Below are 24010 nucleotides of genomic sequence, written 5' to 3'. Positions count from 1 at the left end.
AAGACATGGCTGAAGCAACCGCAAACGGTCTCGGACAACACGCACTGCATCCCGCCCATGATGCGGCGATCGTCGCCAAGGCGGAGACGCATCAGGAGCACCCGATCAAGCTCTATCTGGTCGTCTGGGCGTGGTTGTTCATTCTCAGCACCTGCTCCTATCTGGTCGACTATTTCGGCCTCCACGGCTATCTCAGGTGGTCGCTGATCCTGATCTTCATGATGCTCAAGGCAGGACTGATCGTCGCCGTCTTCATGCACATGGCCTGGGAGCGGCTGGCGATGATGTATGCAATCATCCTGCCCCCGATACTGGTGCTGGTTTTCGTGGCGATGATGGTCTTCGAGGCCGACTATACGCTGCTGACTCGTATCGCGTTTTTCGGGCCTGGCCCCTGACACCCGATGCGGGGTCCAGCCGCAGCATGACGGGCCGGGGACGGCCGGTTCCGATGCCTTGAAACAACAGGCCGCCGGCCCATTTTGGTTTGGCGCATGCGCCGTGAACTCAAGCAAAGGACGCGGACAATGACGATAGCAAACAGACTGAGAAACTTTATCGACCGCAAGGGCATCTCCTACGATACCGTGGGGCATCATCGAACTGCCACCAGCAGGCAGGCCGCCATTGCCGCGCACGTGCCCGGCAGCATCATGGCGAAGTCCGTGGTCGTTCACCACGAACTCGGTTATGCGCTGGCCGTGGTGCCAAGCACCCACAGAATCGAACTCGGCAAGCTGCAGGACGTCATGGACAAACGCCTCGGCCTCGCTTCCGAAGACGAAGTGGTATCGCTCTTTGACGATTGCGACGTCGGCGCCATACCGCCGATCGGTGCGGCTTATGATGTGCCGGTCATTCTGGACGAGAGCCTGCGTGATGCCGCCGATATCTATTTCGAGGGCGGCGACCACAAGACGCTTGTGCATGTCAGCGGCAAGGATTTCCGCAACCTGACGACGGACGCGCGCCAGGCGCGGTTCAGCTATCCGGCCTTCTGACGCATAGAGGCTCCCGCCGCTGCGTCACGGCAGGGCCTGATTGCTTCGACGGTCTGGGGCAGCCGGCGGCTCTACGACCTTGCGGTAAAAACATGCCGGGGCCGAGGATCGGCAGCACGACCGCCAGTCGTCCAGGGCTGCTTTTTCGGTATTCTCAAGATGCGAAGGTGAACGTCATGGACACGCGGACGCTTCTCATACTCGGCCTTGGCATAGTCATTCTGCTGCTATTGGGTTTTTTTGCACTCCCGGCGTGACGGTGCTGGGGGCGATATTCATCTGCGCAACTGCCGGCGTCTTCCTTCCGGATAAGCTGGCGACCATCAAAAGAGTCTGGACGGCGGTGTTTATTTGGAAAACTGCTTCAGGTAGGCGATGACGTTGGCTATGTCCTGATCGTTCTTGAGGCCGGGAAACGCCATCTTCGTCCCTTTGACCATCGCCTTGGGGTCGTGAAGATATTTTGTCAGCGTAGGCTCGTCCCATTTGATGCCGGATTTTCCGGCCTCGATCATGGCCGTGGAATAGGTGAAACCGGGATGCGTGCCCGCGGTGCGCCCGATGACGCCGTGCAGAGACGGGCCGACCTTATTCTGGTCCTGGTCGGCAATGTGGCAGACCTTGCACTTGGTGAACACCTTCTCGCCTGCGGCGGCGTCTTGCGCCTGCGATGGGCTTGCAAGGAAGCTCGTAGCGGACAAGACGATGAAAAGCGCGGTTGCGCGCATGGCACTTCCTCCCTGATCGTCATTTACGTCGGACGGCCCGCGCCACGCTGGCGTATCCTGCATGGCGGGCGGCCGCGTCTCTTCAGTGGAATTGCGGCACCTACATACCACAGAATCGAACCAATGGGCAAAAATTGCCGGCCTGCGAAGGCTTAGGCCATGCGCCGAGGACTAACTGCCCAAAAAGCGGTCCAAGCCTTCTGAACGGCGACGGTCAGGGCGGGTCGGTCTTGCAGCTTGCCGCGATCTGCCCGATCACGTCCGAAAGGCCCGCAAGCTCGAAATCAGCCTCGCCGCGTCCCGACAAAAGGCCGAAGCGCCACGACAGCGTCAGCCGGTTCGCTGAAGCCAGACGCTTGATGCCGTCGTCTCCATCCCTGACCAGTGTTCTGCCGCGCGGGCCGACCGACCAGCTTTCATCGGTTTTGCCGCCGCCGTCGACCGCGACGGAGATGGTGATCTTGCGGCTGGCGGAGACAGCATCGTTGAGCTGGAGCCACTCGCTCCAGCGTGGTTCGCCGTCGGGCCGGCAAGCCAATGTCAGCACAGGGCTGTAGCCCAACGCTCCGCCGCCGGTGATCAGTTTGTTGCTGGCGTGGAGCGACGCCGTGATCTGACCATCATTGCCGGCGCCAACGCTCCAGTTGCCGAGAGCCGGCTCGGCCCGGGCGACACCGGCGGCTGCGGCAAACAAGAGCGCCGCGGCGGCAACCACGTCTCTCATCGTGAATTCCAGCCTCACCAATGCCTCCAAACACCCGCGAATGCGATGAAGCGCAGATAATGTTCAACCGTTGGTATCGCCAGCGGCAGGCCTTCAAGACAAGTTGTCTGTGTTGCCGCGCCGCCACAATAAAGTAGCTCCTAATGAAAAAGGCCGCCCGGAGGCGGCCTTTCCAAATCGCGGTGTTGAAACCTATTACTCGGCTTCCTTGGCGGCTTTTTTCTTTGGCGCGGCCTTCTTCTTCGGCTCTTCCGCCTCGTCGGTGGCTTCGCCTGCCTTTGCTTCGCCAGCCTTTGCGTCGCTTGCCTTGGCTTCGGCCTTCTTCGAGGAAGCCTTCTTGGCCGGCTTCGCCTTAGTCGCGGTTTCGGCCTCTTCGTCGTCGGCCATCAGCTCGTCCTTGCCGACCTTGACGTCGTTGACCGAGATCTGGCCAAGCAGATAGTCGACCACCTTCTCCTCGAACATCGGCGCGCGCAGCGCGTTGATGGCTTCCGGGTTGCTGCGATAATACTCGAAGGCTTCCTGCTGCTGGTTGGCCGGGAAGCGGCGCACCTGCTCGAACAGGCCGCGCTGCAGTTCCTCGTCCGACACGGTGACGCCGGCCTTCTCGCCGATCTCGGCCAGGACCAGACCGAGGCGCACGCGGCGCTCGGCAAGGCGCATATATTCGGCACGCGCTTCTTCTTCCGTCGTCTCTTCGTCGGCGAAAGTGCGGCCGGCGGCTTCCAGGTCGCGGTTGACCTGGCCCCAGATGTTGTTGAACTCGGCCTCGACGAGCTTCGACGGCGCCTCGAAGGAGTAGGATGCGTCGAGCTGGTCGAGCAACTGGCGCTTCACCTTCTGGCGGGTCATGGAGCCGAACTGGTTCTCGATCTGGCCGCGCACGATCTCGCGCAGGCGCTCGAGCGACTCCAGGCCGAGATTCTTGGCCGTCTCGTCATTGATCTCGAGCGCGCCGGGCGCCGACACTTCCTTGACGGTGACGTCGAAGGTGGCTTCCTTGCCAGCCAGATGCGCCGCCTGGTAGTTTTCGGGGAAAGTGACGGTGACCTGCTTCTCGTCGCCGGCCTTCGTTCCGATCAGCTGCTCCTCGAAGCCCGGGATGAACTCTTTCGAGCCGAGCACCAGCGGCTGGTCGGTGCCGGCGCCGCCGGCGAAGGCCTCGCCGCCGATCTTGCCGACATAGTCGATGGTCACACGGTCGCCCTCGGCGGCCTCGCCGGTCTTCGGCTCGTAGCTGCGCGCCGATTCAGCGACGCGCTTGACCTGATCCTCGACTTCCGCGTCCGGCACGTCATAGACCTGGCGCGTCACCTTGATGTCGGAGAAATCCTTGATCTCGATCGGCGGGATGACTTCGTAATTGAGGCTGAATTCGAAATCGGCGCCGCCGGCCAGGATCTTCTCGGCCTCCTTCTCGTCCTCGGTCATGATCACTTCGGGCTGCATGGCGGCTTTTTCGCCGCGCCCCGAGATGATCGAACGGGTCGAGTCATTAAGGATCTCGTTGACGACCTCGGCCATGAACGACTTGCCGTACACCTTGCGCAGGTGCTGCACCGGCACTTTGCCCGGGCGGAAGCCGTTGATGCGCACCTTGCCGCGGGCATCGGTCAGCCGCGCCATCAGCTTGGCTTCCATGTCACCGGCCGGCACGGTGATCTTGATCTCGCGCTTGAGACCGGAGTTGAGCGTTTCGGTGACCTGCATCCTAGAACCTTTGTTTTCAACAATGAGACTGCCGAACGGTTTTAGCCGTTTACAGCCTGCCGGTATGATCTTGCCGGAAATGGCTTTTGGGACGGAACCTGGCGATTTGACCGCGAATGCGGCTCAAATTCTCCTGAACTGCGCCTTGCCGGATGCGAATAAGTCTTTGTTTTTCCTATAACTTTTCACATCTTGCAGAAGCGGAAACTCACTTTCCGTCACATTCGACACGCCTTTTGTCACAGGCTAGGCTAATTTTCAACTATCTTCGCTCCAATGCATGCCGCCCAAAACTGCGCAGCGGTTTTGGGAGAACGGCATGCATCAAGACAATGCCTGAAGCGCGTCGCCCGAACCGTTTCGACACGACGCGCTTTAGCCGGATAAGCATACTTGAGCGCCGACATTGACAGAATGATGGCTACATGGGATTGCCGGGGAAAGCGGATGTGGCGGAATTGGTAGACGCCCTGGATTTAGGTTCCAGTGCCGAAAGGCGTGGGGGTTCGAGTCCCTTCATCCGCACCATCCTTCGCTCTTCGAGCTTCGGATGGCAGGCCACCACCTGAGGCTCGAAGAGCCGAAGGTGTCCTCCGAAGCCTTGGCTATCTCCTGGCGGCGCAAGCAAGGCCCTCACGCTCTCGGAGACCATCCCGCTTTGCGCATCCGACGCACTTGAAATAGCCCTTTAACAGGTTCTTACTTGCAACAGGCGGGTCGGGGCTCTGTCAGATTGTGCGCGTAACTTCTCTGGTTCTGGGGCTTGGGTCAGCTCTCGCGGCGGCGTCTCAGGTTGAGGCTTTGGAGTACATTCCGGCTTCTCTTCCGGGTCAGCGGCCAATGCTCATTGTCTCCGGTGAGTTTAGCGCCAATGAGTCTTTGAACGGCTTCAGCCGCGCGGTTGCGAGCAGCGGGGCCAAGGTGATTGTATTCAACTCCCCTGGTGGCAATGTCGGCGGTGCTATTCGGTTGGGGCGTATGATCCGCGCAGCAGGGTTGGATACGCTTCAGGTTGGCCAATTGCAGTGCGCTTCAGCCTGCTCACTGGCCTTCCTGGGTGGCATCCACCGTGTTGCCGAACCAAGTTCCATCGGCATCCACCGGGCGTTTCTCAAACCGGCTGACGGGATGTCCACCGAAGAAGCGAAGGCCCGCGTCCAGCTCGGAACGGCTGCAATCACGTCTTATGTGGTCGAGATGGGAGTGGACCCCAAGCTAATAGAATTGGCTTCGAGCTATGGCAAGCATGACATAAGATATCTATCGGCCAGCGAAATGGCTGACTTGCATGTGACCAATGCCGCAGCGAACCAGTCGCCGGCAGATATTTCACAGGTGTTAACGAGGCCCAATCCTGCGCCCATGTCCGCCCCTGCACCCGACCCCAGGCAACTGCCGGAAAGCATTGCGGTCGCCTTCGTCAGGGATCTCATCGAGCATCATGGCGACAACGACGATTTCGCTCTTGCCCAAGTTCAGGCATCCTACGCTCCCAAGGTCGATTATTATGGCAAGCTGACGAACTTGAGGTCGATCGTTCAGGACAAGAGGAACTATTACCGGCGGTGGCCTGAACGCGGATATAGCGTCCGCAAGGACAGCATCGTGGTCAACTGCACCAACGATCGCTGCATGGTCTCGGGCGTCTACGACTGGATTGTGCGCAGTCCCTCGATACACAAGCAGGAAAAAGGCGTGGCAAATTTTAGCTACACGATTTCGATCGGTCCCTATCCCAAAATTATCGCAGAGACAGGGAGTGTCCAGCGATAAGCGGGACCACCGTTAGCGCGGACACAGACGTCAAGCCTCTATACGCTCAATAAAGCGGCTCCTCGAACAGCGTCTTGTCGCCGTCCATCAGCGCCTTGATCTGTGCCGTGCCGTCGGAGGCGAGCGCGAGCTTGATGCCGAACGGCCGCACGCGCATGTCGTCCTGGATCGCCATTCCTTCGCCTTCCGGCAGATAGAAGCGGTCGATCCCGTAGTCGGGCGCGATCGTCGCTTCCGGATCGCTGAGACCCCAGCCCTCCCCGACATGGCCGGCAATGTCTGCTTCGTCCGCGCCGGCCGGGACCGGCGCTTTGCCGAACCAAGCCGCGGTCGGCTGCCAATAGCCGTCGGAGCCCTTCTTCAACCGGACCACGATCGCTGTGTCGTCGCTGGAGAACTTGCCTTGCGGAAGGTTGACGATCAGCTTCACCGGGATGCGCGAAATGTTGTTGTTGAGCGAGATATAGTCGCCGCGCAGGAGGTCGCGCGGATCGACGGGTTGGATTTTCAAGAGGACTTCCTTGCCGTTGCGCAGGATCGCGGCCCGGCCGGCTATGATCCAGCTGAGAAAGCCGATCTGGACGAGCGCCAGCACCAACGCCGAGATGATCAGCTTCTTGCCGGTCATGCTGCTGCTCCTGTCTCGGCGGGCGCTCTCATGCGCTTCTCGATACGGATGATGATCAGCGCCAGTACGCCGAGCAGCACGGCAGCCGCCAGGAAGAAGCCGGCCGTATCCAGCATCGAAAGCAAGGTGACGCTATAGATAATTGCGAGTTCGAAGGCGAAGCCGGCATAGGCCAGCCAGCGCAGGCCCCTGCTCTCGCGGCCGGCCAACATGACCGCCGCCACGATGCCGGCAAGCGCTATGATCGAGGCGAGGGCGAAACCGCTGTTATAGGTGCTTTCATCCGCCAGCTCGAACTGGATCATCGCCATGCCGGTCAGGAAGCCGAGCAAGGCGTGCAAGGACAGCCGGCCGCCCAGCTGCAGGATCCTGTCGATCGGATCGCCGGCAAAGACCGAGGCGGCAAAGAGCAGCACTGACGCGATGGCCAGCGACATCGCCACCGGCAGCGCGTCGTGATCCGTCGCCAGCAAGACCAGATACAGAATGACAGACAGGACGATGAGGTGGCGCGCTGCCCGGCTGCGCGTCCAGAACGAAATGGCGAACAGGACGATCGCCATGACGATGAAGAGATGAGGAATTTCCGCGCGCCAGTAGAAGCCGAACCCCTTGAGGACCAGCCAGGCATCGGCAATGCCGACTGCAGCCACCGTCAGCGGGTTCGAACGCAGCGCTACTGCCGCCAGCGCCGTGCCGGCACACCATGTCACCAGCGCCGAGGCCTCGTCGCCCGAAAGATGGTACATCTGGCCGATCAGCGCGATCGATCCGCCGAAGGCGGCGGCTGCAACGATCCACAGCGCCTCGCCGATCGCGGCATGGTCGCGCGTCTTCAGCACCGCGCCGCCGACATAGCCGGCCAGGATGACGGCGAAAAGCGCCGCCACACGAACGACACGCGGAATGGCCTCCCAGTTGGCGGCGACGAAAATCAGGATCGCTGCGCCGAACAGAAGCGCCGCCATCATCGCCAGGATCGAGCCGAAACTCAGCGACGCGCGCTCGTTGGCAGCGACGTCGCGCGTCAATGCCTCCGCCGTGGCGGGATCGATCAGCCCTCTCTCCCGCCAGCGGGCGATATCCGCCCTTAGCCGTGTCGTATAGCTCGCCATGCTTTCCCCCAAAGCCTGGTCATTTCCTCAACCGGGGCAGCCAAACCGTTGACGCGGCGGCACTTTCCGATTCGGCCTTCTTTGCGACGCAGGCGTGAACGGCCGTTAATGTTGCATTGCACAATTTGCATTGCTGCCATGCGCCAACGGCACTTTTAAACCGATATGATCCCACCTATTTTCTGTTCGTACACAAACGGAATGATCCGAAGTTAAAGACGAAACGAGAACTACCATGAACCTGATCCGCAACTACCGCAACTGGCGCCGCTACCGGGACACCGTCTCCGAGCTGAACCGCCTGTCGAACCGTGAACTGACCGACCTCGGCATCAGCCGCAGCGACATCCACTACGTCGCCCGCAAGGCGGTCTAATCCGCTTCGGACCGCAAATGGTCCGAACCAGTTTTGAAGAGAGTTAAGACAATGAACCTGATCCGCAGCTATCGTAACTGGCGCGTTTATCGCGACACCGTTGCTGAGCTGGGTCGGCTTTCAAACCGCCAGCTCCACGATCTCGGCATCGTTCGCGACGAGATCAAGATGGTCGCCCGCAAGGCGATCTAAGCAAGGCATTTCGCCAGGGTCGACCTCCTCCCCGACCCTGACGGATACGGCCAACCCTCACCTCCTCCCGAGGGTTGACCACCAAAACGGCGCCCGCCGGACCTCCTCCCCCGGCGGGCGTTGTTCCCGAAGCGAACGCAGTTCGTCTTCGAAGGCTTCGCCCCTTCTCAAAGACGAAAAGAATTTTCGTCCTCAAGGGCGATAAGGAATTTCGTCAAAGCCGACCTCCTCCCCGGCAATGACGAATGAAGGTCGATCTTCACCTCCTCCCGAGGATCGACCCCCAAAACGACACCCGCCGGACCTCCTCCCCCGGCGGGTGTTGTTGTTTCTGGCACAGGCACCGGCCTCGTGCGTTGTCAGCTGGCAATTGCAATCGCGTCCCCAAGCTATTATTCCGGCGCTCATGAGCAAAAATCCCGTACACGTCATCGGCGGCGGCCTCGCCGGCTCCGAAGCCGCATGGCAAATTGCGCAAGCCGGCGTTCCGGTCGTGCTGCATGAGATGCGCCCCGTACGCGGCACCGACGCGCACAAGACCGACGGCCTGGCCGAGTTGGTCTGCTCCAACTCCTTCCGCTCCGACGATGCCGAAAACAACGCCGTCGGGCTGCTGCACGCCGAAATGCGGCTTGCCGGCTCGCTGGTCATGAGTGCCGGCGATGCGAACCAGGTGCCGGCCGGCGGCGCGCTGGCAGTCGACCGTGACGGCTTTTCCGACGCGGTCACCGCGAGGATCGAGGCGCATCCGCTGATCACCATCCAGCGCGAGGAAGTGCCGGGGCTGCCGCCCGAGGATTGGGACCAGGCGATCATCGCCACCGGCCCGCTGACGGCGCCTTCGCTGGCGCAGTCGATCGCCGAAGCTACCGGCGCCGATGCGCTCGCCTTTTTCGACGCGATCGCGCCGATCGTGCATTTCGACACGATCGACATGAACACCGCCTGGTTCCAGTCGCGCTACGACAAGGTCGGTCCCGGCGGCACCGGCAAGGACTACATCAACTGCCCAATGGACAAGGAGCAGTATCTGTCCTTTGTCCAGGCGCTGCTCGACGGCCAAAAGACCGAGTTCAAGCAATGGGAAGGCACGCCCTATTTCGACGGCTGCCTGCCGATCGAGGTGATGGCCGAACGCGGTGTCGAGACCCTACGCTACGGGCCGATGAAGCCGATGGGCCTGACGAATGCCCACAATCCGACGGTCAAAGCCTATGCGGTGGTGCAGCTCCGGCAGGACAATGCGCTGGGCACGCTCTACAACATGGTCGGCTTCCAGACCAAGCTGAAGCATGCCGAGCAGGTGCGCATCTTCCGCACCATCCCCGGGCTTGAAAACGCGGACTTTGCGCGTCTCGGCGGCCTGCACCGCAACACCTACATCAACTCGCCGACGCTGCTCGATCCCTCCCTGCAGCTGAAATCGCGCCCCGGCCTGCGCTTTGCCGGCCAGATCACCGGCTGCGAAGGCTATGTCGAAAGCGCGGCGATCGGCCTGCTCGCCGGCCGCTTCGCCGCTGCTGAGCGCCTCGGCCAGGCGCTATCGCTGCCGCCTGCGACCACCGCATTCGGCGCGCTGCTCAACCACATCACCGGCGGCCACATCGTCTCCGACGACGAGCCCGGCAAGCGCTCCTTCCAGCCGATGAACGTGAATTTCGGCCTGTTTCCGCCGGTCGAGGCGCCGAAGACCGAAGGCAAGCGCCTGCGCGGCAAGGACAAGACCGTCGCCAAGCGCCATGCCATCACCTCGCGCGCTCTGGCCGATTGCAGGGTGTGGCTGGGGCTGCCGGCGCGGGCGGAAGCGGCGGAGTAGGGTTTTCGGTGCGGGTTGGACGGCCCATATAAAGTAGGATACTATCCCACTTTATGCGTGGAGCAATGCCATGGAATCCGCTGAGAAAATGTCCATCACCGTCACGCCAGCCATGGCACGTATGATCCGCGAAAAAGTCGAGGACGGCTCCTTCGGCTCCGCTAGCGAAGTCATCCGCGCCGCGCTCCGCGCCTTCCAGCGCGAGGAGCAAGAGCATGCCGAGCGCATGGCATCGATCCGTGCGCGCGTAAAGGCTTCGATCGAGGACAAGAGACCCGCCGTCCCGCTCGATGAAGCAATCGACCGGGTGAAGAACCGAATTTCACAGCTGGCGCAAGGCCATGATGATCCAGCGCCTCGTCGTCGTTCTTAGCGAAAACGCGATCTCCGATCTCGAAGCGATTGGCAGCTACATCCTTGAGAAGGGCGGCAGCGAAAACGTCGCCAATGGCTTCATGGATCGGGTTAGAGAGCGCTGCCGAAGCATCGGCAATGCACCTCGCCGCGGCCGCTCGCGCGATGACATCGCACCCGGGCTACGAACCGTCCCTTTCGAACATTCCGCGGTCATCACCTATGTTGTCGAAAGCGATGTCGTTCTCATACTCAACATCTTCTACGGCGGCCGCGACTACGAGACATTGATGCGCGACGGTGGTTCTGGCGATCAATCCTAAGGCGTTGATTACTCCGCCGGCTCCGCGCCTGCCCTCGGCAACCCCGGCTTGCCCGCCTCTCCCGGATTCCTCCGCACATAAGCCGCCTTCAGCGTCTGCGACGTATCGCGCGAACCGTCATGGCTCCAGCCTGGCGGCTGGATGAGATAGTTGATACGCTGACCAAGCGTCAGCCCCGGCGCCAGCGCATCCTTGAACATGCCGATCCATTCGTGGAACGCAACCTTCAGCGGATTGAAGGTGCCGATGTTCTTTACGATGCCGTAGCGCGCCCGGTCCTCCTCCAATTCCTCGACGAAGGTGCCGAACATGCGATCCCAGACGATCAGCGTGCCGGCATAATTGGCGTCGAGATAGCGCGGATTGGTGGCGTGGTGGACGCGGTGGTGCGAGGGGGTGTTGAAGACGAATTCGAACCAGCCCCACATCTTGCCGATCGTCTCGGTGTGGATCCAGAACTGCCAGACTAGGTTGAAGCCGAAAACGAAGGCGATCACCGCAGGATGGAAGCCGAGCAGCACCAGCGGCGCCTGCAGGATGAAGGTGAAGGTGAACAGCCCTGTCCAGCTTTGTCTCAGCGCCGTCGAGAGATTGTAGTGCTGGCTGGAATGATGGTTGACGTGCTCGGCCCACACCCATCGCACCCGGTGCGCGATGCGGTGATAGACATAGTAGCGCAGGTCGTCGAGCAGGAAGGCGGCGACGAACACCCAGATCGACAGGCCGAGGTTGAAGAAGCGGAATTGCCACAGCCACAGCAGCGCCCAATAGGACACGACGCCGAGCAGCAAGCCTGCGACGACATTGCCGGTCCCCATCATCAGGCTGGTCAGCGTGTCGCGCGTTTCGAACGATCCCCTGGCGCGGCCGGTGCGCACCAGCCAGAGCTCGATCAGGATCGCCGCGACGAAGAACGGGATCGCAAGCTGGGTGACCTGCGGGAAATTATACTCGTCCATCACGCCGCCTCCCGGATCCGATCATGGCTTTGCAATGCCGCCGCCACGGCCAGCGCGCCGGCTTCGTCGGCAAAAGCAAACCGCCCGCCTTTCCAGGTGAAATCATTGAGCCGCAGCGAGACCACATTGCCTTCCCTGGTCAGCGCCAGAATGTCCTGGGGCGTGACGATGCGCGTCAGAAAACAATCGCCTATGCTCCGGACGATGCCGCAGCGCTGCGGGCCAAGATCGAGAAACGCGGCATGGCTGTCGGCTGTCAGCCGTATTGAACCCGGTCTTTCGTCGGGAAAATCCTCGGCAAAGCGTGCGAGCGCATGATCGGCGCCGGCAAGCGTCGCGGTCGTCGTGCCGCCGGTGAAATGCACGGCCGCGACCGACAGCGCGATGCCGAACACGACAAGGACGACCAGGACTGGCAGGCTCATGGAAAGATGGCTCCTCCGGCGGCCCGCATTTCTTCGACGCGAGTCCACATGGACGGAATCCCTAGCACGGTTGACGTTTACGTCAAAGGGGGCGTCCAGCCCCGCATCGCATGACGCAAGAGCAGCCAGTGCCGGCGCAAGGTTGAGAGCGTTGCCGTCGCACTGAGCGGCGACCTGCCCGTCTTCTCCATCCTGCCGAGATAGGCATCGGTCAGCGCTAGCGGCAGGAAGGCGGGCCGCAGCGCAACGGGAAGCGCTGGCGCACCTTTCTCGAAGGCGTTGAGATGCTCGCGCGCCAGCGCAATCATCGCCGCAACCGCGCGCTCGGCGGCTGCCCCGCCTTCGCCTTTGACGAACTCTTCCGGCGTCGTGCCGGCCGCCGAAAGGATGTCGGCGGGCACAAAACACTGTCCGCGCCGACGATGGAGCGGCAGAAGCAACAACAGGCCGGTGATCGCCTGCGCGCAGCCGGCCCTGCCCGCCAGTTCGGCAAAGCCGGGCGCCGCGGCGGGATCGAGCACCATGGCCGCAAGCTGGATCAGCGCCGCGGCCGTCTCGCCGCAATAGCCCTCGAGATCGGTCCGCGACGGCATCGGGTCGTCGTAGAGATCGAAGATGCGCGCCTCGAGCATGTTCTCGAAAGCAGCCTTCGGCAACCGGCAGGCGGCGATCGTCGCGCGCAGCGCATCGGCGGTCGGGTGGCCTGTCTCGGCATCCCCTTCGGCGGAAATGACGTCTCGCCACCATTGCAGCCTGACCTCGCCCGGCAGCGGCTCATGGATGCGATCGCGCACGCCGGCGATCTCGGCATTGAAGGCGTAGAGCGCGAGCAGCGCGTCGCGCTTGTCGGCCGGCGCGTAAAGCGCCGACAGATACCGGTCATGGTCGACGGCGCGCACCGCACCCATGACGATGTCGCCATTCTTGATGATCTTGGTCGTGCCGGCCATTCAATCGACGGCGATCAGCGCCGCGGCCACGGCGCGGTCTTCGGCGAGCAGCACATTGTAGGTCCGCACCGCCGCTCCCGTCGACATCGGGTCCGCCGAAATCCCGGCCTCCTTTAGCGCGGCGCGCAGCGCCGCCGGCAGCGGCCGCAGTTCCTTGCCCATCCCGACCAGCAGGATCTCGACTTTGCCGGCCTCGGCGAACAGCTTGTCGAAATCCGTGGCCTTCAGCGCCAGCGGATCGGCGGGCTCCCAGCCATGGATGCCCGACGGCAGGACGAGCAGCGATCCGCGATGCGACATATCGGCAAAGCGAAAGCCGCCATTGCCATAGGCCTCGATCGCCGCCTTGCCCGGGAAATGCGCCTCGCGGATGATGATGCCTTTGGCCATGGCTCTAGAACATGATGCCGAAACGGCGTCAGGTCGCCACCGCCTTGCCGTTCACCGGCTCCTCAGCCGAGGCCTGCGGCCTCAACTTGAAGAGGATCAGCAGCGGCGCGGCGATGAAGATCGACGAATAGGTGCCGAACACCACGCCGAACAGCATCGCCAGCGTGAAGGAGCGGATCACCTCGCCGCCGAACAGCACCAGTGCCAACAGCGCCAGCGACGTGGTGACGGATGTCAGCGTGGTTCTGGACAGCGTCTCGTTGATGGCATTGTTCAAGAGCTGCGGCAGCGGCATCTTCTTGTATTTTCGCAGATCCTCACGAACGCGGTCATAGACCACGATGGTGTCGTTCAGCGAATAGCCGATGATGGTCAGGATGGCCGCCAGCGACGACTGGTTGAACTCCAGCCCTGTCAAGACGAAGAAGCCGATCGTCATCACCACATCGTGCACCGTGGCCACGATGGCGCCGACGGCGAACTGCCATTCGAAGCGGAACCAGACATAGAGCAGGATGCCCGCAAGCGCGATCAGCATGGCGATCGTGCCCTGCTTGGCCAACTCGCCTGAGACCGTCGGCCCCACCACCTCGACCCGGCGGAAGTCATACTGGTCCTGCAGTTCGCCCCGCACCTTGTCGATGACGGTCTGCTCGGCATTCTCGCCGGCGTCCTGCGTGCCGACACGGATCAGCACGTCGTTCGGCGCGCCGAACTGCTGCACCTGGATCTCGCCGATATTGAGCTCGGAGAGCCTGTTGCGGATGTCGCCGAGATCGGCATCGCCCTTCTTGGACTGCACCTCGATTATCGAGCCGCCTTTGAAGTCGATGCCGTAGTTGATGCCAAGTGTCAGGAACCCGACGACCGACAGGATCGATAACGTGCTGGAGAGAGCGAAGGTCCAGCGGCGGATGCCCATGAACGGGATCTTCGTGCCCGGCGGAATGAAGGTGACCGGCGCGCGCGGCAGTTCCTTCGGCCGGGCGCGGCGCAGCCAGATCGACACCAGCATGCGGGTGAAGGTGAAGGCTGTGAAGACCGTGGTCAGAATGCCGATCGCGTAGGTGATCGCAAAGCCCTTGACTGGCCCTGTGCCCAGCCAGAACAGCACCACGGTGGCGATCAGCGAGGTGACGTTGGAATCGATGATAGTCGCCAGTGCCTTCGAGAAGCCGGTGTCGATCGCCTGGATCACCGAACGGCCGTTGCGCCGCTCTTCGCGGATGCGCTCATAGATCAGGACGTTGGAGTCCACCGCCATGCCGATGGTGAGCACGATACCGGCGATGCCGGGCAAGGTCAGCGTGGCGCCGAGCAGCGACAGCGCGCCGACGATCATTGCCACGTGCACGGCCAGAGCGATGTTGGCCAGGAAACCGAGGAACCCATAGGCGACGAACATGAAGGCGACGACGAGAATTGAGCCGATCACGCCAGCCACCTTGCCGGCGTGGATGGAGTCCTGACCAAGGCCCGGGCCGACCGTACGCTCTTCGATGATCGTCAATTTGGCCGGCAGGGCGCCGGCGCGCAGCAAGACGGCGAGGTCGTTGGCGCTCTCGGTCGTGAAATTGCCGGAGATCTGGCCACTGCCGCCAAGGATCGGCTCGCGGATCACCGGTGCCGAAATCACCTGGTTGTCGAGCACGATGGCGAACGGCTTGCCGACATTCTGTTGGGTCGCCTGACCGAACCTGGTCGCCCCGCGGGAATTGAAGGTGAACGAAACCACCGGCTCATTGGTCTGTGAATTATACGTCGGCGTCGCATTCGACAGGTCTTCGCCCGAGACGATAACGCGGTTCTCGACGAGGTAAGGAACCGGAGGGTCGTCCTGCGAATAAAGGACCGAGTCGCCAGCCGGCGGGCGATTCTTCATCGCGTCCTGGACCGGCACCGACGTGTCGACCATCTGGAACGTCAGCTTGGCGGTCTGGCCGATAATGTCCTTGAGCCTTTGCGGGTTCTGGAGCCCGGGCACCTGGACCAGGATGCGGTCGTCGCCCTGCCGCTGCACGATCGGCTCGGTCGTGCCAAGCGCGTTGACGCGTCGCTCCACCACCTCGATCGCCTGCGAGAGAGCGGTCGTGGTGCGATATTTGATGCCCGCATCCGTGACGGTGAACTTCAACAGCCCAGGCTCGGAATCGTCCAGCGCCATCGACTGCACGGAACCGCCGGCAAACAGACCGGCGGTCACCGGATTGGTTATCGGCTTCAGCGCTGTCTTGGCGGCTTCGACCTGGCTCGCATCGTTGATGCGCACCTGCACGGTTCGGCCTGTTCCGCCAAGGCCGGTATATTGGATCTTGGCGTCGCGCAGCAGCGTCCTGATCTCGTCACGCGTCGTCTGCAGCTGGTCCTTGATCAGGTCGTTCTGATCCATCTGCAGCAGGATGTGCGAGCCGCCCTGAAGATCGAGGCCCAGCGTCATCTGCCGCTTCGGCACCCAGCTCGGCAATTGCGCCAGCATGCTTGCCGGGAAGAGATTGGGCGCGGCGAGGATCACTGTGACGGCCACCGCGAGCCAGATCAGGATCATCTTCAGGCGCGAGAAATAGAGCATTCGTTTTATCCGTTCAGGCGTACAAGCGGCAGCGTTCCGCCATCGAGGTTAGGATTACTTCTTGGCGTTCTGGTTCGCCACCGGCTCGCCCTTGACGCGCACGTCCGAAATCGTCGAGCGCAGCGCCGTCACCTTGGTTCCGCCGCCAAGGTCGATCTCCAGCTCGTTGTCGTCGATCACCTTGGTCACCTTGCCGACGAAGCCGCCGCCGGTCACCACCGTGTCGCCGCGGCGCACCGCCGACAGCATTTCCTGGCGCTTCTTCAACTGCGCACGCTGCGGCCGGATGATCAGAAAATACATGATCACGAAAATCAGGACAAACGGCAAAATCGAGATCAACATGTCTGGCGAGGCGCCGACGCCCTGGGCGTATGCCGGTGTAACGAACATCAAGAAACTCCTGGATGGTGAAATACCGCTGCGGCGGCCCCGCGAAAATTTGGCCGGAATATAGTCGGTAAACTTGCCAATGCAACTGCGCTGCGAGCCCGATCCGTTGCTTTTCCAGCCGTTTGCGGCGTGCTAGAGCGTCGCAGCGGAAGCGGCTTCGAGGCCACCGAAAAGATCATGCTCCAACAAAAGCTTGGACCTGGTTCTTGCAGCGATGTCATGGAAGCTGCTCCCACACGCTGAAATGCCTAAACAAAAAGACCTGATATGACCGACAGCCTGGACGCATTGAACAAGAAACTCGATCGCCTGATCGAGGCAGTCGCTCGCCTCGCTCCGCCGCCGGTTCCTCAGACCGATCTCGGTGTTGCCGACTGCTTCGTGTGGCAGGCAGACCCTGGCTTCCTGGAACCGGTGCGCAAGGTCAACCGCGTCGACATCGGCCTGATCCGCGGCGTCGACCGCGTGCGCGACATCCTGCTCGACAACACCGAGCGTTTCGCGTCCGGCTATGCGGCCAACAACGTGCTTTTGTGGGGCGCGCGCGGCATGGGCAAATCGTCCCTGGTCAAGGCCGTGCATGCCACGGTGAACGCATCCGACAAGCTCGAGCGGCCGCTGAAGTTGATCGAAATCCACCGCGAGGACATCGACACGCTGCCCAAGCTGATGGGTCTCCTGAAGGCGGCACCCTGGCGCTTCATCCTGTTTTGCGACGACCTTTCCTTCGATCATGACGACACGTCGTACAAGTCGCTGAAGGCGGCGCTCGAAGGCGGCGTCGAGGGCCGGCCCGGCAACGTCATCTTCTACGCCACGTCCAACCGAAGGCATCTGCTGCCGCGCGACATGATCGACAATGAGCGCTCCACCGCCATCAACCCTTCGGAAGCGGTCGAGGAAAAGGTCTCGCTTTCCGACCGCTTCGGCCTGTGGCTCGGTTTCCACAAATGCTCGCAGGACGAGTATCTCGACATGATCGACGGCTATGTCCGCTACCACGATCTGGCGATCGACCCCGAGCAGCTGCGCGCCGAGGCGCTGGAATGGGCAACCACGCGCGGCAGCCGTTCCGGCCGCGTCGCCTGGCAGTTCACGCAGGACCTCGCCGGGAGGCTCGGCAAGCCGCTGAAGGATTGAAAAGTTAACGTCAACTGGGCGACAGCGCCCGTCGCAAGTCGCGCGGCGTCTGGCCGATTTCGCGACGCATCCAATGCGCCAGATGTGACTGATGCGCGAAGCCCGTCAATGCTGCCACCTCGCTCGTGCTCAGATCGCCTTGCTTGAGCAGAACGCGCGCCCTTTCCACACGGCGTCGCAGCACGTAGCGATGCAGGGTGACGCCCGTCGCCAGCTTGAACCATGTCCGCAAGTGCGAGCTGCTCGCGCCGGCAACCCGGCTCAGCCGGTCAATCGAAAGCGGCTCGTGGAGAGCGGCCTCGATGTGTTCCAGAACCCGCTTGAGCTGCGCATCCGACAACCGGTTCACTCGAACCCTGTCCGGCCCATCGAGACCAAGCAGCCTCACCGCAAGGGCGGCGCCGATGCTGTCGGCAAACAAAGGGCCGCTCGGCGCGCCGGCATTGAGGTCGCTCTGCAGCGCTCGGGCGAGATGTTCGATGCGCTGGTCACGAAGCAAATGGCGCGTGTCGAGCCGCGACGCTCGCACCCTGCCGCCAAGTTCTGCGGCGACCCTTTCCATCAAAGCCGGCTGCAAGACGATCTCAATCGTCTCGAACGGGGTTTCGGCCTCGAAGCCGCCCTCCTCCCCAGCCGGCACCAGGTCGATATCGCCGGCGCGCCTGACGAAATATCGCCCAACCTGGTTGCAGTAGGAGCGCGTTACCGCGCTTGCATGCACCATGATGCGATGGTGTGGCGCCCGGGACAGGCGATGGACGCCTGCTTCAACACGGCGGGAGATCATTGCTACGTCGGACGAGGATCGGGCCGGCTCGAATTGCGAAGGCATGCTCTCTCGATTCATGGCGGAACCTGTCCAAGATTTGGCAATTCCCGCGCGATTTTCAACGCCGTGAACTCGTACTCACGCCTCTCCATCAAGCTTGGAAGAGAGGTTGCAATGAGTTTCTATGTTGTTGTCGGCGCGGGCCCCGTTGGGCGCGAGACGGCTCGTCGTCTTGGCGAAGAAGGACACGATGTCGTGCTCACAAGCCGAAGCGTCGGTTCGAACGCGTTGCCGAATGTGCGGACGATACGGGCTGACGCCACGGACGCCGCGGAGCTGTCACGCGTTTGCCGAGGCGCCGATGCCATTTTCATGTGCGCCATGGCCACATATCATCGGTGGCCCACCGACTTTTTCCCAATAATCGACGGCACCGTGCGCGCGGCGGAAGCCGTCGGCGCGAAGCTCGTCGTGCTTGGCAACCTCTATGGTTATGGGGGAAATGCCGACCGTCCGCTTCGCTCCGACATGTCTCTAGACCCGACTTCGAAGAAGGGAACCGCCAGGACCATCATGTGGCAGCGGGCGGTCCGCGCCAGTGTGCCGGCGATCGAAGTGCGGTCCAGCGACTATCTCGGACATGGCGCGATCAGCTACTTCTCGCTGGTCGCGCTGCCTTCCATTATCGAAGGCAAGCCCACCGCCTTCATTGGGGACCTCGACGCAACTCATGCCTGGGCCTTCACCAAGGACGTCGCGAGCACGCTTGTCGCGGCCTCCCGCTATACGGGTGAATGGGGACGGGCGTTTCATGTTCCTTCGCAATACGCCTCGCCCCGCGAGCTTATCCGGAAAACCGCGGCAATGCTCGGACACGAGATCCCAGAGACACGCTCCTATTCCGTCCCCGAGATGGAAGCCCTTGGCATGCATGAGCTCGTCGAGATGCGGTACCTCTTCGAGAGCCCCTTGCTGGTTGATAGCTCCGACGCGGAGACACTTCTTGGCGTGAAGGCCAGCAGCCTTGAAGAGATGATCGCCGATACGCTCCGTGATCATCTCTGAACCTTGCGGGCAGGCATGTTGCACGGATCTGAAAAAGCCCGCTCCTTGCGGAGCGGGCTGAAGACGGCGGGCCGGACTGGAGGTCAGGCGGCCCGCAAACGGTTCTTGTTCTATTCGAGGTAGCCGCTCGGATCGACCGGGGCCGAGTTCTTGCGCACTTCGAAGTGCAGCTTGGGCGAGTCGGTGGTGCCGCTCATGCCGGACAGCGCGATCTCCTGGCCGCGCTTGACCTTCTGGCCGCGCTGCACCTCGATCGAGCTTGCATGGCCATAAACGGTGACCAGGCCGTTCTCGTGCCGCACCAGCACGGTGTTGCCGAACTCCTTGAGGCCGTCGCCGGCATAGATGACGACGCCGTTCTCGGCTGCCTTGATCGGCGTACCTTCCGGCACCGCTATGTCGACGCCGTCCTTGCCGGAGCCGAAGCCCGAGATGACCCGGCCGCGCACCGGCCAGCGCATCTTGCCGATCCCGGTCGCGTCGGGCGCCACCGCATCGTCGTCCTCGGCCTGCTGGATGACCTTGGCGTCCTTCTTCGGCGGCGTATAGGAGGCGAGCGTCTCGGTGGTCTTGGCCGCCGGCGGCGTCGTTGCCGTCGTCACCGGATCGACCGCCGGCTTGGTGGCCGCGGGCTTTGCCGCGGCAACGGCGACCGTGCCGCCGGCCGGAACCTTGAGCGTCTGGCCGACCTTGAGCAGGCCGTCCTGCATGCCGTTGGCCTTCTTCAGCGCCACGACGCCGACGCCGGTCTTCCTGGCGATCGACGACAGCGAGTCGCCATGCTGCACCGTGTAGGAGCCGCCGGCGCCGGCCGGCTTGGCCTCGGCCATCTGCGCCGCTGGCTTGGGGTTCTTCGAGCCGCTGGCCGCGGCCGACGTATCGACCTGAGCGGCCGACTTGCCGTCCTTGATTTTCGGCTGCTGCGGCAGCACCGCGACCTTCTCCGGCGCGCCGGCAGGCTGCTTCGGCGTATTCACCGGCTTGCCCTCGGCGACCTTCGGCTCCTTGCTGGAATAGGCATAGGCGGGAATGACGATCTTCTGGCCGCTGCGGATGCCCTTCTTCGGATCGATGCCGTTGACCTTGGCGATGGCATCGGCAGGCACGTGATAGTGCTGCGCCAGACCCGAAAGCGTCTCGCCGTCCCTGACCACGATTTCGGTCGCATGCGGGGCAGCACTGGCGTTGCGCACGGCGTCGGGCTCGGCCGTCTTGAACGGCTTGGCTGGCGCGACGGTGTTGGTGGTCGTCCTGTCGACATGCGGTGCGGGGGCAAGCGCGGGAGCCGGAGCAAGGGCGGGGGCTGACGCTGTGCGCATCGGCCTGGCCGGCGGGGCGGCAGGCTGCGAGGGCGGCGGCAGCTGCTGCGCCGTGACCGGCTCGAGGCTCGAGCGGCTCACCGACTGGGTGTGGGTGCCGTCGACCGGCGCCGGCGCGACCGTGTCGCCCGGATAGGGCTGGTCGACATTCTGCTTGTTTATGATGGCGCGCTGATTGTTGGTGGACGACGTGAACACGTCGTCGACACCGTTGAAGCGCATCGACTGGGAACTGCACCCGGCCGCCGCGCCGGCAATCATCAGGACAGCGCAACCGCGCGCCAGATTACGTCTGTTTGCCTTCAAGTGATTGAATTGCATCGCACTAACCCGCACAGACCCGGTACAAACTGGTCACGATTAAAGCGCGTTAATGTTACTGGGCGGTTAACCCATTAGAATCCGACAAAAATTTTCTTAAAACATTGGCGGAAATTTTGGCGAGGGCTGTGAGGCCCTTAAATCACCATCGCGACGCTGCGCAGGATGGGCTGCAGCCTGACCATGCCGATGTCCTCGCGCTCGAAGCGGCTGCCGACCTTGGTGAGCTTGGCCAGCACCTGCTCGCCCTCCTCCGGGCCGATCGGCGCGATGACCACGCCGCCGCTCGACAGCTGGTCGAGCAGGAAGCGCGGCAGGCTGTCGAAGGCCGCCCAGGCGACGATGCGGTCGAACGGCCCTTCATTGGGCAGGCCATTCGAGCCATCGGCCTGGCGGACGATGACATTGCTGATCGCGAGCGCCTCGAAGCGCTGCTTTGCCTGCTCGGCCAGCGTCTTGTAGCGGTCGACGGTGATGACGCGCGCCGCAAGCCTCGACATGACAGCGGCCGTGTAGCCCGAACCGGTGCCGATCTCGAGCACGCGGTTGCCCGGCTCGATATGGAGCGCGGCGATCACCGCCGCCTGCAGATCGGCGCCCTCGATCGCCTCGCCGCATTCGATCGGCAGCATGCCGTCCGACCAGGCGACTGCATGGAACTGCGCCGGCAGGAAACCACGCCGCGGCGTCGCCTCGAAGGCGGCGACCAGCGCCTTGGGCGCCGCGCCCCTGCCCCGCAGCCTGAGCAGGAAAGCGGCAAAACCTTCGCGGTCGTCGATGCCCGTATTCATGCCAAAACCGTGTTCATGCCAAAACCCTATTTTATGACAGCGCCTTGGTCAGTTGGTCGCGGAGCTCATGGGCGGTGAGGTCGAGCTGCAGCGGCGTCACCGACACCAGCCGGTTGCGCAGCGCATGGAGATCCGTGCCCTTCTTGCCTTCGACCGGCTCGCGGCCGAAGCGCAGCCAGTAGTAAGGCAGGCCGCGCCCGTCGCGCCGCTCGTCGACCCAAAGGCTGTGCACCAGCTTGCCCTGCGCGGTGACGACGGTGCCCTCCACCTCGTCCGGCGCGCAGTTCGGGAAATTGACGTTGAGCAACACGCCGTCCGGCAACGGCGTTTCCACCAGCCGCTTGAGCAGCGCCGGCGCCAGCGCCTCGGTCGTCTCGTAAGGCACGACGCGATCCTCGCCGACATAGGAATAGGCCTGGCTTACCGCGATCGAGCGCACGCCGAGCAGCGCGCCTTCCATGGCGCCCGCAACGGTGCCCGAATAGGTGACGTCGTCGGCGATGTTGGCGCCGGAATTGACGCCGGACAGGATCAGATCCGGCGGTCCAGGCAGGATTTTTTTCGTGCCCATGATGACGCAGTCGGTCGGCGTGCCGCGCACGGCATAGTGCTTCTCGCCAATCTTGCGCAGCCTGAGCGGTTCCGAGATCGACAGCGAATGCGCGTAACCGGACTGGTCCTGCTCCGGCGCAACCACCCAGACGTCGTCCGACAGCGTGCGGGCGATACGCTCGAGCGACGCCAGCCCCTCGGCATGGATGCCGTCGTCATTGGTCAGCAGGATGCGCATCAAGTCACTTCGCTTCGATCTTTGCGAGACCACCCATGTAAGGCCGCAGCACTTCAGGAATGGTTACGCTGCCATCCTCATTCTGGTAGTTTTCGACGACGGCGATAAGAGCCCGGCCGACCGCGGTGCCCGAACCGTTGAGCGTGTGGACGAAGCGATTTCCCTTGCCGTCCTTGTCCTTGTAGCGGGCATCCATGCGCCTGGCCTGGAAATCGCCGCAGACCGAGCAGGACGAGATTTCGCGATAGGCGTTCTGCCCCGGCAGCCAGACCTCGATGTCGTAGGTCTTGCGCGCACCGAAGCCCATGTCGCCGGTGCAGAGCGTGACGGTGCGGAACGGCAGGCCGAGCCGCTTCAGCACTTCCTCCGCGCATTCAGTCATGCGCTCATGCTCGGCGAGCGAGCTTTCCTGGTCGGTGATCGAGACCAGCTCTACCTTGTAGAACTGGTGCTGGCGCAGCATGCCGCGCGTATCGCGGCCGGCCGAGCCGGCTTCGGAGCGGAAGCATGGCGTCAGCGCGGTGTAGCGCAGCGGCAGCTTTTCATGCGCGGTGATCTCTTCTCGCACGAGATTGGTAAGCGGCACTTCGGCCGTCGGAATGAGCCCAAGCCGACTGTCGCCATGCGGCGTGAAGAACAGGTCGAGTTCGAATTTCGGCAGCTGATTGGTACCGAACAACACCTCGTCGCGCACCATCAGCGGCGGGATGATCTCTTCATAACCGTGTTCGGTGGTATGCAGGTCGATCATGAACTGGCCTAGCGCCCGCTCCATGCGCGCCAATTGGCTCTTCAGCACCGTGAACCGCGAGCCGGACAATTTCGCCGCCCGCTCGAAATCCATCATGCCCAGCGCTTCGCCGATCTCGAAATGCTCCTTCACCCAATTCGGACGCGTCGGCACCTCGCCGACGATGCGCTTGACGACATTATCGTGCTCGTCCTTGCCGACCGGCACGTCGTCAAGCGGCACGTTGGGCAGAACCGCCAGCGCGTCGTCCAGCGCCTTGTCGAGCTCGCGCTCGCGCGCCTCGCCATTCTGGATGAACGCCTTGATCTCGCTGACCTCGCCCTTGAGCTTCTCGGCGAGCGCTGAATCGCCTGAACGCATGGCGTTGCCTATCTCCTTCGAGGCGGCGTTGCGGCGTTCCTGCTTGACCTGCAGCTCGCTGAGATGCGAACGCCGCGATTCGTCCTTGGCGACCAGGTCGTCGACCGTGGACTGCGCTTCATCCGCCGGCCACGAGCGCTTCACCAGCGCTTCGACAAGGGCCTTGGGGTTGTCGCGAATCCATTTGATATCAAGCATGGTCGATCCTCAAAGCAATGCATGTCGCCCACAAGTGTGTCGCGATTCTGGGACAACGACATGCATCAAAACTAAAACTT

Annotated in this window: 26 protein-coding genes and 1 tRNA gene; 11 read left to right on the top strand and 16 right to left on the bottom strand. The window is 62.6% G+C overall.

Annotation, left to right across the window (positions count from 1 at the left end):
* Window positions 1–5: 5 nt before the first annotated feature.
* Together LB535_RS08035 and LB535_RS08030 are read left to right on the top strand one after the other, a co-directional pair.
* Window positions 6–398 carry a cytochrome C oxidase subunit IV family protein gene (locus LB535_RS08035; protein ID WP_095765038.1) on the top strand — a complete coding sequence of 131 codons (393 nt, stop codon included), beginning with the start codon at window positions 6–8 and terminating at the stop codon, window positions 396–398.
* Between the two features lie 129 nt (window positions 399–527).
* On the top strand, window positions 528–1001 hold the full coding sequence (locus LB535_RS08030; RefSeq protein WP_095765573.1) for an aminoacyl-tRNA deacylase: 474 nt from the start codon (window positions 528–530) through the stop codon (window positions 999–1001).
* A 347-nt stretch (window positions 1002–1348) separates the two neighbouring features.
* Here LB535_RS08030 and LB535_RS08025 read toward each other — a convergent pair whose 3' ends face one another.
* The 3 genes from LB535_RS08025 to tig all read right to left on the bottom strand — a co-directional run bounded on the left by LB535_RS08025 (window position 1349) and on the right by tig (window position 4163).
* Complete coding sequence (locus LB535_RS08025) at window positions 1349–1729, bottom strand: c-type cytochrome (RefSeq protein WP_224631806.1); 381 nt, start codon at window positions 1727–1729, stop codon at window positions 1349–1351.
* Between the two features lie 214 nt (window positions 1730–1943).
* A complete protein-coding gene (locus tag LB535_RS08020) occupies window positions 1944–2453 on the bottom strand; it encodes a hypothetical protein (protein ID WP_224631805.1) in 510 nt (169 codons plus the stop codon).
* A gap of 195 nt (window positions 2454–2648) precedes the next feature.
* A complete protein-coding gene (gene tig, locus LB535_RS08015; protein ID WP_095765035.1) occupies window positions 2649–4163 on the bottom strand; it encodes a trigger factor in 1515 nt (504 codons plus the stop codon).
* A 443-nt stretch (window positions 4164–4606) separates the two neighbouring features.
* On the opposite strand from tig, the gene LB535_RS08010 reads away from it, so the two are divergent.
* Window positions 4607–4691, top strand: a tRNA-Leu gene (locus LB535_RS08010).
* Window positions 4692–5003: 312 nt separating this feature from the next.
* Entirely contained in the window at window positions 5004–5936 is a 933-nt protein-coding gene (locus LB535_RS08005; protein WP_224631804.1) for a hypothetical protein, read from the top strand.
* 46 nt (window positions 5937–5982) lie between these two features.
* On the opposite strand, the gene LB535_RS08000 is transcribed toward LB535_RS08005, so the two are convergent.
* Complete coding sequence (locus LB535_RS08000; protein ID WP_224631803.1) at window positions 5983–6564, bottom strand: GDYXXLXY domain-containing protein; 582 nt, start codon at window positions 6562–6564, stop codon at window positions 5983–5985.
* Entirely contained in the window at window positions 6561–7679 is a 1119-nt protein-coding gene (locus LB535_RS07995; protein ID WP_224631802.1) for a DUF2157 domain-containing protein, read from the bottom strand. The genes LB535_RS08000 and LB535_RS07995 overlap by 4 nt, the downstream gene beginning before the upstream one ends.
* A gap of 235 nt (window positions 7680–7914) precedes the next feature.
* Here LB535_RS07995 and LB535_RS07990 point away from each other — a divergent pair, with 235 nt between their 5' ends.
* The 5 genes from LB535_RS07990 to LB535_RS07970 all read left to right on the top strand — a co-directional run bounded on the left by LB535_RS07990 (window position 7915) and on the right by LB535_RS07970 (window position 10740).
* On the top strand, window positions 7915–8055 hold the full coding sequence (locus LB535_RS07990) for a DUF1127 domain-containing protein (RefSeq protein ID WP_095765031.1): 141 nt from the start codon (window positions 7915–7917) through the stop codon (window positions 8053–8055).
* A 51-nt stretch (window positions 8056–8106) separates the two neighbouring features.
* Window positions 8107–8247 carry a DUF1127 domain-containing protein gene (locus LB535_RS07985; RefSeq protein WP_071031998.1) on the top strand — a complete coding sequence of 47 codons (141 nt, stop codon included), beginning with the start codon at window positions 8107–8109 and terminating at the stop codon, window positions 8245–8247.
* 406 nt (window positions 8248–8653) lie between these two features.
* On the top strand, window positions 8654–10063 hold the full coding sequence (gene trmFO / locus LB535_RS07980) for a methylenetetrahydrofolate--tRNA-(uracil(54)-C(5))-methyltransferase (FADH(2)-oxidizing) TrmFO (RefSeq protein WP_224631801.1): 1410 nt from the start codon (window positions 8654–8656) through the stop codon (window positions 10061–10063).
* A gap of 70 nt (window positions 10064–10133) precedes the next feature.
* On the top strand, window positions 10134–10436 hold the full coding sequence (locus LB535_RS07975; protein WP_224631800.1) for a type II toxin-antitoxin system ParD family antitoxin: 303 nt from the start codon (window positions 10134–10136) through the stop codon (window positions 10434–10436).
* Complete coding sequence (locus tag LB535_RS07970; RefSeq protein ID WP_224632081.1) at window positions 10408–10740, top strand: type II toxin-antitoxin system RelE/ParE family toxin; 333 nt, start codon at window positions 10408–10410, stop codon at window positions 10738–10740. The genes LB535_RS07975 and LB535_RS07970 overlap by 29 nt, the downstream gene beginning before the upstream one ends.
* A gap of 8 nt (window positions 10741–10748) precedes the next feature.
* Here the strand turns inward: LB535_RS07970 and LB535_RS07965 are convergent, their stop codons facing one another.
* The 6 genes from LB535_RS07965 to yajC all read right to left on the bottom strand — a co-directional run bounded on the left by LB535_RS07965 (window position 10749) and on the right by yajC (window position 16426).
* Window positions 10749–11699: a sterol desaturase family protein gene (locus LB535_RS07965; protein ID WP_224631799.1), complete on the bottom strand. Its 951-nt coding sequence runs from the start codon at window positions 11697–11699 to the stop codon at window positions 10749–10751.
* Window positions 11699–12124 (bottom strand): hypothetical protein, encoded by a 426-nt coding sequence (locus LB535_RS07960; RefSeq protein ID WP_140830705.1) that lies wholly within the window; start codon window positions 12122–12124, stop codon window positions 11699–11701. The genes LB535_RS07965 and LB535_RS07960 overlap by 1 nt, the downstream gene beginning before the upstream one ends.
* Window positions 12125–12201: 77 nt before the next feature.
* Entirely contained in the window at window positions 12202–13074 is an 873-nt protein-coding gene (locus tag LB535_RS07955) for a phytoene/squalene synthase family protein (protein WP_411969545.1), read from the bottom strand.
* On the bottom strand, window positions 13075–13464 hold the full coding sequence (locus LB535_RS07950) for an Mth938-like domain-containing protein (RefSeq protein WP_140840452.1): 390 nt from the start codon (window positions 13462–13464) through the stop codon (window positions 13075–13077).
* A gap of 28 nt (window positions 13465–13492) precedes the next feature.
* Window positions 13493–16033, bottom strand: a complete 2541-nt coding sequence (gene secDF, locus LB535_RS07945) for a protein translocase subunit SecDF (RefSeq protein WP_224543651.1) — start codon at window positions 16031–16033, stop codon at window positions 13493–13495.
* A 54-nt stretch (window positions 16034–16087) separates the two neighbouring features.
* Window positions 16088–16426 (bottom strand): preprotein translocase subunit YajC, encoded by a 339-nt coding sequence (gene yajC, locus LB535_RS07940; RefSeq protein WP_095765024.1) that lies wholly within the window; start codon window positions 16424–16426, stop codon window positions 16088–16090.
* 267 nt (window positions 16427–16693) lie between these two features.
* Between yajC and LB535_RS07935 the strand changes: the two genes are divergently transcribed.
* Window positions 16694–17566 (top strand): ATP-binding protein, encoded by an 873-nt coding sequence (locus LB535_RS07935; protein ID WP_140840456.1) that lies wholly within the window; start codon window positions 16694–16696, stop codon window positions 17564–17566.
* 10 nt (window positions 17567–17576) lie between these two features.
* Here LB535_RS07935 and LB535_RS07930 read toward each other — a convergent pair whose 3' ends face one another.
* Window positions 17577–18398, bottom strand: a complete 822-nt coding sequence (locus LB535_RS07930; RefSeq protein ID WP_411969544.1) for a helix-turn-helix domain-containing protein — start codon at window positions 18396–18398, stop codon at window positions 17577–17579.
* A gap of 111 nt (window positions 18399–18509) precedes the next feature.
* Between LB535_RS07930 and LB535_RS07925 the strand changes: the two genes are divergently transcribed.
* On the top strand, window positions 18510–19400 hold the full coding sequence (locus LB535_RS07925; RefSeq protein ID WP_095765569.1) for an NAD-dependent epimerase/dehydratase family protein: 891 nt from the start codon (window positions 18510–18512) through the stop codon (window positions 19398–19400).
* Window positions 19401–19510: 110 nt separating this feature from the next.
* Here the strand turns inward: LB535_RS07925 and LB535_RS07920 are convergent, their stop codons facing one another.
* From LB535_RS07920 to serS, 4 genes are all read right to left on the bottom strand, one after another.
* Window positions 19511–21040, bottom strand: coding sequence for a peptidoglycan DD-metalloendopeptidase family protein (locus LB535_RS07920; RefSeq protein WP_224631797.1), 1530 nt, complete (start codon window positions 21038–21040; stop codon window positions 19511–19513).
* Between the two features lie 137 nt (window positions 21041–21177).
* Window positions 21178–21831 carry a protein-L-isoaspartate(D-aspartate) O-methyltransferase gene (locus LB535_RS07915; protein WP_224631796.1) on the bottom strand — a complete coding sequence of 218 codons (654 nt, stop codon included), beginning with the start codon at window positions 21829–21831 and terminating at the stop codon, window positions 21178–21180.
* A 31-nt stretch (window positions 21832–21862) separates the two neighbouring features.
* Window positions 21863–22621 (bottom strand): 5'/3'-nucleotidase SurE, encoded by a 759-nt coding sequence (surE, locus tag LB535_RS07910; RefSeq protein ID WP_095765020.1) that lies wholly within the window; start codon window positions 22619–22621, stop codon window positions 21863–21865.
* A 4-nt stretch (window positions 22622–22625) separates the two neighbouring features.
* Entirely contained in the window at window positions 22626–23930 is a 1305-nt protein-coding gene (gene serS, locus LB535_RS07905) for a serine--tRNA ligase (protein ID WP_224631795.1), read from the bottom strand.
* Window positions 23931–24010 lie beyond the last annotated feature (80 nt).

This window comes from Mesorhizobium sp. CA10 (assembly GCF_020165285.1).
Lineage (GTDB): Bacteria > Pseudomonadota > Alphaproteobacteria > Rhizobiales > Rhizobiaceae > Mesorhizobium.
Note: the sequence above shows the minus strand (reverse complement) of the source record. Positions and strands in the feature narration are given on the sequence as shown.